General features: G+C 67.1%; 7 protein-coding genes and 1 pseudogene. 6 read left to right on the top strand and 2 right to left on the bottom strand.

Going from position 1 to position 7,133, the window contains the following annotated elements; genetic code table 11:
• Nucleotides 1-5: 5 nt before the first annotated feature.
• The 3 genes from AC1D1Y_RS16190 to AC1D1Y_RS16200 are packed head-to-tail and all read left to right on the top strand — an operon-like array spanning nt 6 to nt 3,263.
• Nucleotides 6-1,004: an L-threonylcarbamoyladenylate synthase gene (locus AC1D1Y_RS16190; protein ID WP_477683213.1), complete on the top strand. Its 999-nt coding sequence runs from the start codon at nt 6-8 to the stop codon at nt 1,002-1,004.
• Between the two features lie 42 nt (nt 1,005-1,046).
• Nucleotides 1,047-2,597: a hypothetical protein gene (locus tag AC1D1Y_RS16195; RefSeq protein ID WP_477683214.1), complete on the top strand. Its 1,551-nt coding sequence runs from the start codon at nt 1,047-1,049 to the stop codon at nt 2,595-2,597.
• Nucleotides 2,598-2,639: 42 nt separating this feature from the next.
• Entirely contained in the window at nt 2,640-3,263 is a 624-nt protein-coding gene (locus tag AC1D1Y_RS16200) for a LysE family translocator (RefSeq protein WP_477683215.1), read from the top strand.
• Nucleotides 3,264-3,272: 9 nt separating this feature from the next.
• Here AC1D1Y_RS16200 and cutA read toward each other — a convergent pair whose 3' ends face one another.
• Both cutA and dacB read right to left on the bottom strand, forming a co-directional pair.
• The gene (gene cutA, locus AC1D1Y_RS16205) at nt 3,273-3,647 is read right to left on the bottom strand and encodes a divalent-cation tolerance protein CutA (RefSeq protein ID WP_477683216.1); all 375 of its coding nucleotides are present in this window, start codon (nt 3,645-3,647) and stop codon (nt 3,273-3,275) included.
• A gap of 176 nt (nt 3,648-3,823) precedes the next feature.
• Nucleotides 3,824-5,341: a D-alanyl-D-alanine carboxypeptidase/D-alanyl-D-alanine endopeptidase gene (gene dacB, locus AC1D1Y_RS16210; protein ID WP_477683217.1), complete on the bottom strand. Its 1,518-nt coding sequence runs from the start codon at nt 5,339-5,341 to the stop codon at nt 3,824-3,826.
• A 111-nt stretch (nt 5,342-5,452) separates the two neighbouring features.
• Between dacB and tsaB the strand changes: the two genes are divergently transcribed.
• The 3 genes and pseudogenes from tsaB to AC1D1Y_RS16225 form a co-directional block, all read left to right on the top strand.
• The gene (gene tsaB, locus AC1D1Y_RS16215; RefSeq protein ID WP_477683218.1) at nt 5,453-6,208 is read left to right on the top strand and encodes a tRNA (adenosine(37)-N6)-threonylcarbamoyltransferase complex dimerization subunit type 1 TsaB; all 756 of its coding nucleotides are present in this window, start codon (nt 5,453-5,455) and stop codon (nt 6,206-6,208) included.
• Entirely contained in the window at nt 6,205-6,684 is a 480-nt protein-coding gene (gene rimI, locus AC1D1Y_RS16220) for a ribosomal protein S18-alanine N-acetyltransferase (protein WP_477683219.1), read from the top strand. Before tsaB ends, rimI begins: the two co-directional genes overlap by 4 nt.
• Nucleotides 6,681-7,133: pseudogene (locus tag AC1D1Y_RS16225) on the top strand (uracil-DNA glycosylase family protein); the annotation flags it as partial. The gene rimI and the pseudogene AC1D1Y_RS16225, both read left to right, overlap by 4 nt.

Here is a 7,133-nt window from a genome sequence, read left to right on the forward strand (position 1 = left end):
CGCCAATGATTTTGTCCGGCACCGATACGCAGGCCATTGCTGAGGCCGCCCGCCGCATCCAGGCCGGAGAGCTTGTCGGCTTCCCGACCGAAACGGTGTACGGCCTGGGCGCCGACGCGTCCAGCGACGCCGCCGTCGCCGGGATTTTTGCGGCCAAGGGCCGGCCCGCCGACCACCCGCTCATCGTGCATGTGGCCGACGCCGCGCAAGTGAATGATTACGCCACCGGCGTGCCGCCGTTTGCCGCGAAGCTGATCAAGGCATTCTGGCCCGGGCCGCTCACCGTGATCCTGCCGCGCAAGCCCGGCGTGGCCGCCGCCGCGGCCGGCGGCCAGGATTCCATCGGCCTGCGCTGCCCCTCGCACCCGGTCGCGCTGGCTTTCCTCAAGGCCTGCAACACCGGCGTCGCCGGCCCCAGCGCCAACCGTTTCGGCCGCGTCAGCCCCACCACCGCGCAGCATGTGCAGCAGGAATTCGGCGACAGCCTGCTGGTGCTGGACGGCGGGCCCTGCGACGTCGGCATCGAGTCCAGCATCGTCGACTGCACGCGCGGCCGGCCCGTGTTGTTGCGTCCGGGCGTGCTCACGCGCGCGCAGCTTGAGGCTGCCTGCGGCGAAGCCGTGCTGGGCAAGGACGAGTTCGAGCACGAGGCCCTGGGCCTGGTTGGCGATGCGCCGCGCGCCTCCGGCACGCTGGAGGCGCATTACGCCCCTGACGCCAAGCTGCGCCTGATGGACGCCGGGCCGATCCAGACCGCACTCGATTTGCTGGGCGCCGAAGCCGCCCACATCGCGGTCTATGCCCGCAGCATCGTGCGCATCAAGTCCGAGCAGGTGCTGTACCGCCGCATGCCCGACGACGCGCTGGCCACTGCCCAGCAGCTGTTCGCCGTGCTGCGCGATTTCGACGCCAAAGGCGTCAAGCTGATCTGGGTGGAGAATCCGCCGCCGGATGCTGAATGGGACGGCGTGCGCGACCGGCTGGGTCGCGCTGCCGCGAGCTGAGACGATTCAAGTTTGCCTGAACAATCATAGAAAGTCGGTATCTTGAAACAACCAGCTTCGCAGCCCCCTTTGGGCATCGTGACCGCGAATGCTTCGCAAGCGGATCTGTGGCCAAAATTCTGGCGCATGGCAGCCTTGGTGGTCATCTTCGCCGCGGTGGCCTTCATCAGCGTCGCGCCCCAGGTGTCCAATGACTTCTGGCTGCAGGCAAAGGTGGGGGAGATCATTGCCCGGGATCACGTCATCCCGAAAACCATTTTGTTTCCCTTTACGGAAATACGCGATGCGCGTTTTAACGCGCACGAATGGTTGCCGTCGCTGATGTTCTACTGGCTTATCAATCTCGTTGGCGAGGATGGGCTGCCCCTGGTCATGGGCGTCGCCGGACTCGCGCTGTTCGCCCTCATGGCCTGGCTTGCCTATCGACGCAGTGACAAAAACTTACCGATCGCCCTGCTGTTGGGGTTTTTGGCTGTTGGGGTGGAAAACCAGCGCCATTTCCTGCGCCCTGAACTGGTTTCGCTATTCCTTCTAGGGTTCTATTGGCTTTTGCTGGAGGCGTGCCGCCGGAAGCCGCAGGTGCTGGCGTGGATGGRCGCCTTGCTGGTGGTCGTTCTTTGGGCCAATACCCACGGGTCCTTTATCTTCGCGCCGATTATCGCGGCGATCTATGCGGTGGGCCTGTGGGTGGATGGGCGCAGGGCGGCGGCCTCGGGGAATTTACGCCAGAAACAGCTTCCGAAAGCATTCGCAATCTTCGCCATTGCCGCCCTGGCCGCGACCCTGGTCAACCCCGCCGGCCCGGAACTCCTGCGGTTTGTGGTGGATTTCGGCCACAGCGATACGAAGGTGATGGTCAATGAATGGTTGCCGACTTTTTCCGCAGGTTGGCAAGGGCTGCCCGGTGTGTGGATTGGGGTTGGATGTGCTGTCGTGACCGGCGCGGTGATGTTGTTTCAATGGCGCAAGCTCAGTGCCGTGGATGCGCTGATGTTCCTGATGTTCCTGATCCTGGCGCTCACGACAGTCCGGTTTCTGGTGTATGTGGGCATGGTCTCGGCATTTGTGCTTTCCGCACTGGTGCCCAGTGGGGATCGGGGCGCCGGGACACGGATCCGGGATTATGCGATTTGCACCGCCGCGGCTGCCCTGGTGCTGGGCTTGGCCTCCCAATTCGGCAACGCCTTCGGCGCCTTTCCGCATCAGGCGTGGGGACCGATGAATCCCAGCTACACCAGTGCCATGGTCAAGAAGTTGAATGCGCCCGACATGAGGGGCAACGTCATCAATTCCTATGACCTCGGAGCGGAACTGGTCTATCGGGCCTATCCGCGGCTTCGCCCCTCGATCGATTCACGCATCGACTCCTATGGAGGTGCCTATACCTTGCTGAATGCGCGCCTGTTTCGCGACGACGCGCTGCTCAGGGAGTTCGTGAAAGATTACGATGTTCGCTATATGCTGCTCAACTGGCAGGATTTCCAGTCCCTGATAAAGCTGCCAAGCTGGACCGGCGGGCGCTGGACCGTCCGGGCCATGGATCATCGAGCCATATTGCTGCAAAGAAGCGACCTGCCTCCGCCTGCGCCTTGACCCAGGACACGCTCTGGCAGAACGACCATTCCAGGACGCACCATGCTTTCCATTCTCGTCACCATCTGGTTCCTCCACGTCGCGGCCATGATGAGTCCCGGGGCCAACGTGCTGCTGGTGTCGCAGCTGGCCGCCAGTGATCGCGCGCGCAGCGCGGTCTTCGCGGCCCTGGGCGTGACGGCGGGGGCCGCCATCTGGTCGCTGTGCGCGGTGCTGGGCGTCAATGCGGTGTTCCAGGTGTTTCCGGGGCTGCGCCTGGCGCTGCAGGTGGCCGGTGGGCTTTACCTGCTTTATGTCGCGAGCCGGCTCTGGCGCTCCGGCGGCGTGGCGCTGGACAGCAGCGGCCCGGCGGTGTCCTCGGCGGCGGCCTTCCGGTTGGGCTTCCTGACCAACATCACCAACCCCAAGTCGGCGCTGTTTTTCGGGAGCGTGTTCGCGGCGTCTTTCCCGGCGGCGCCCAGCGCGAGCCTTCAAGCGGCAGCCGTGGCCATGATCATTGCCAACGCGCTTTGCTGGCACATGCTGCTGGCTTATCTGTTCTCGCGTGAACGCGTGCGGCTCGCATATTCCGGCGCGCGTGTCGCGGCCAACCGCATCGCTTCGGTTGCCGTGGGCGCGCTGGGCCTCGGGCTGCTGGCGGCATCTTTGCGCGAGGCGCGTTCCTAAAAACGGCTTTCAGGGCAACGCGAATTGCGCGTCGGGCTCCGGCTCATCCCGCCCGCCCTGGCTTCCTTCGTCAATCCATTGCAGGTAGGCAGTTGAACCCGCGGTGATCGGGATCTGCACGATTTCGGGCGTCTCGTAACTGTGGTTCGCGCGGATAAAGCGCTCCAGCGCTTCGAAGCATGCCTGCCGCGTCTTGACGGACAGGCGCTGTTCCGGCTCATCACACAGTGCCCCTTGCCAGCGGTAGATGCTGCGGATGGCCTCGATCTGCACGCAGGCGCCCAGCCCGGCCTCGACGATCCGGCGGGCCAGAGCCTCGGCTTGTTGCGCCGTGGAAACCGTGGTCAGGACCAGGCAATAGCCGGGGTCATCGAAGCTTGACATGCCGTGAGCTCCAGTGGGTTGTCGGTATAGACAGACAGAAACTGCGGGAAGCGCGGAAAGTGCCCAAATTTCAGGCATTGTGACGCAGGCCGCGCCAGATGGCGCTCTCGTCTTCCAGCCCCGGCGTCATCAACAGACTTGTCCACAGGCGGCAGGGATAACTCTGGCCTTCGGGCCTAGCGCGCGACCTCTTTCACGGTCCATTCCAGCAACGCATCCAGCGCGGGCCGCGCGGCGGAGGCGTTCGGGTGGTTGACCATGCCCACGATGATGTAACGCGTGCCGCTGCTGCCGTTGGCATAGCCGGCGATGGCGGTCACGTCGCGCAGCGATCCGGTCTTCAAAAAAGCCTGTCCCGCGACACTTTTGCCGCGCTCGCGTAGCGTGCCGTCCACGCCGGCCACGGGCAGCGAATCGGCCAGGTCCGTGGCCAGCGGGCTTCTGGCGGCGTGCTGCAGCAGTGCGGTCAGGCCGGCCGCGCTGATGCGTTCGCTGCGGCTCAGGCCCGAGCCGTTGTCCATCACGGGGGGTGTGGTGCCCGGCAGGGTTTTGCGCCACCAGGCGGCCAGCGCGGCATGCGCCGATTCCAGCGTGCCGCTTTTGGGCTGGCCCAGGCTCGCATGCAGGCCCAGCGTCAGGAACAGGTGCTGCGCCATGATGTTGTTCGAGTACTTGTTGACGTCGCGCACCATCTCCACCAGCGGCGCCGAGGCATAGTCAAAGCGCGCGGGCGCCTTCTGGCCCGACAGCGTCCCGCTGCTGCGCAGCATGGCCAGTTCGGGGGGTGTGGCGTCGCGCACCGTGCCGGTCAGCAGCCCGCCCAGCTGCCGCCACGAGCCTTCAATGGCGCGCGCCGCGAAGCTGGCCGGGTCGGCATAGGCGCTGGGCCAGATTTTTTCACCGCAGGCCGAGGGGTAGGTGCCCAGGAATTCAATCGTGGCGGGGTTCTCGACGCTGGCGCGCAGCTCGCTGCGCCAGTCGCCGCAGCGGCCCACGCGCACCATTGGCACGCTGCCGGCCACTTCCACGCCCGCCAGCGGCGGCTCGTAGCGCACCAGCGCGCGCTTGTTCGGGATGTCCGGCGTGAAGGTCATCACCAGGGTCTTGAAATTGATCAACAAGGCATCGGGCCGCGCGTTGTAGGGGCGCAGCGGTTCGCCGTCGAATTCGCCGGGGTCGACGGCGGGCACGCTGAAGGCGCTGCGGTCCAGCACGATGTCACCGCGTATCGCCCGCGCGCCGCCGGCCTGCACTTCGGCCAGCAGGGCCTGCAGGCGCTCGACCACCAGCTTGGGGTCGCCGCCGCCGCGCACCACCATGTTGCCGTTGAGGAGGCCGCCCGAGAGGCTGCCGTCCAGCAGCACCGTGGTTTTCCAGGTGAAGTCGCGGCCCAGCGCGTCCAGCGTTGAATAGGTSGTCACCAGCTTCATGACCGAGGCCGGGTTCATGGGCGCATCGGGGCGCCAGCTCAGGCGCGGCACCGGCTTGCCGCTGGCCGCTTCGACCACCAGCATGGACACCGCGTCGCGCGGCACCTTGGCGCGCGCCAGGGCTTTTTCAACCGGGGCGGGCAGGCGCGGGGCTTGCGCCAGGGCGGCGCGGGGGACGAAGGGCAGGGCGGCGATCAGCGCGGCGGCCAGCAGGCGCAGCGCAACAGGGTGCGGCGTGCGCGGGCGCGGCGGGTCTTGGGTCATGCGAGGATTATCGCGGCAGCCCACCGGCCATTGGCGGGGATAATCGGGTGCATATGCCCGGTAGTCCTTGATTCAAGCGCTGCCGGCCCCTGGTAGACCCGCTCCGACCGAATGCCGCAATTCCTCAAATTCCTCGCCTTTGACACCAGCACCGACCGCATGTCGGTGGCGGTGACCGACGGCGTGCGCAGCTGGCAGCACAGCGGCCCCGGCGGCGCGCAGGCCTCGACCACGCTGATCCCGGCCATTCTCGCGTTGCTGGCCGAGGCCGGGCTGGCACTCGGCGAGCTGGATGCCATCGCCTTCGGGCGCGGGCCGGGCTCCTTCACCGGCCTGCGCACCGCCTGCGCCGTGGCGCAGGGCCTGGCGCTGGGTGCACGGGACGGCGCGGGCATGCCGGTGCTGCCCATAGACACGCTGATGGCCGTGGCCGAGGAAGCGCGCTTTCAGCAGGCCGGTGCGCCGGCCGCCGAACGGCCGTTCGGCATCACGGCGCTGCTGGATGCGCGCATGGACGAGATGTATGTCCAGCGCTTTGAATTCAGCGGCGGGCAGTGCCGCGCGCTGGGCGAATGCGAACTGGTCCGGCCCGAGGATTTTGTGCCCGATGCCGCCGTCGACCTGCTCGCCGGCAATGTGTTTTCGGTCTACGCGGATCGCCTGCCGGCCGGCTTGCCGGTGCAGGCCGAGGCCCTGCCCACGGCCACCGCCCTGCTGCGCCTGGCCCCCGTGCTGGCCGCCGCCGGGCAGTGTGTCAGCGCCGACCTCGCCCTGCCGCTCTACGTTCGCGATAAAGTAGCGCTCACCACCGAAGAGCGCGAGCGGGTCAAGGCCGCCAAACTCGCCGCACAGCCCCCTTCAGCATGAACGCCATCCTCAAGCCACTCGAAGCCCAGTTCGAAGCCATGACACCCGCATGGCTGGACGCGGTGGTGCGCGTGGAACAGGGCGCTTACGACCATCCCTGGACCCAAGGCAACTTCACCGACTCGCTCAATGCCGGCTACCAGGCGCAACTGCTCACCGGCGGCAACCCGCCCGATGCCGAACTGCTGGGCTACTTCGTGGCCATGAAGGGCGTGGACGAGGTGCACCTGCTCAACATCACCGTCGCGCCCCAGCACCAGCGCCAGGGCTGGGCCCGCATCATGCTCGATGCGCTGGCCATCTGGTCGCGCGCGCAGGGCGCGCAATGGCTGTGGCTGGAGGTGCGCGTGAGCAATGTGCGCGCCAAGGCGATCTACGAGCGCTACGGCTTCCGCCACGTCGGCACGCGCCGCAATTWCTACCCGAACGGCGCATCGGCGCGCGAAGACGCCGTCGTCATGAGCCTGGCCCTATGAGCCTGGACCTCGACAAACGCCATCGCGCCATGCTGCGCGAGATGGGCGTGCGCGTCTGGTTGCCGGTGTCGGAACCTCCTGCTGCCGAGGCAGTGGTGGAGGTGGCGCTTGCCCCGCAGGAAACCAGGCCGGCGCCGGCTCCCGCCGTGCGTGAAGCCCCGCCGCCTGTGCGCACCCCGCCTCCCCGCCCACCGGTGGTGGCCGCGCCGTCAGCCGAGGCGCGCGAAGCCGCCACGGCGAACACCGCCGGCGCCTGGAGCATGGGTGCCGCGCAGGCGCTGTACGCCGACGCCGCCCATGACCAGGGCGCGCGCTGGCTGGTGCTGGCGGAAACGCCGGCGGCCGCGCTCCAGCGTGAACCTTTCAATCCGTTTGAGGGCGAGGCCGGCAAGCTGCTCGACAACATGCTGCGCGCCGCCCGTTTGCACAAGGCCGGCGTGGTGCTGCTG

Source organism: Polaromonas sp. P1_G1 (assembly GCF_056405595.1).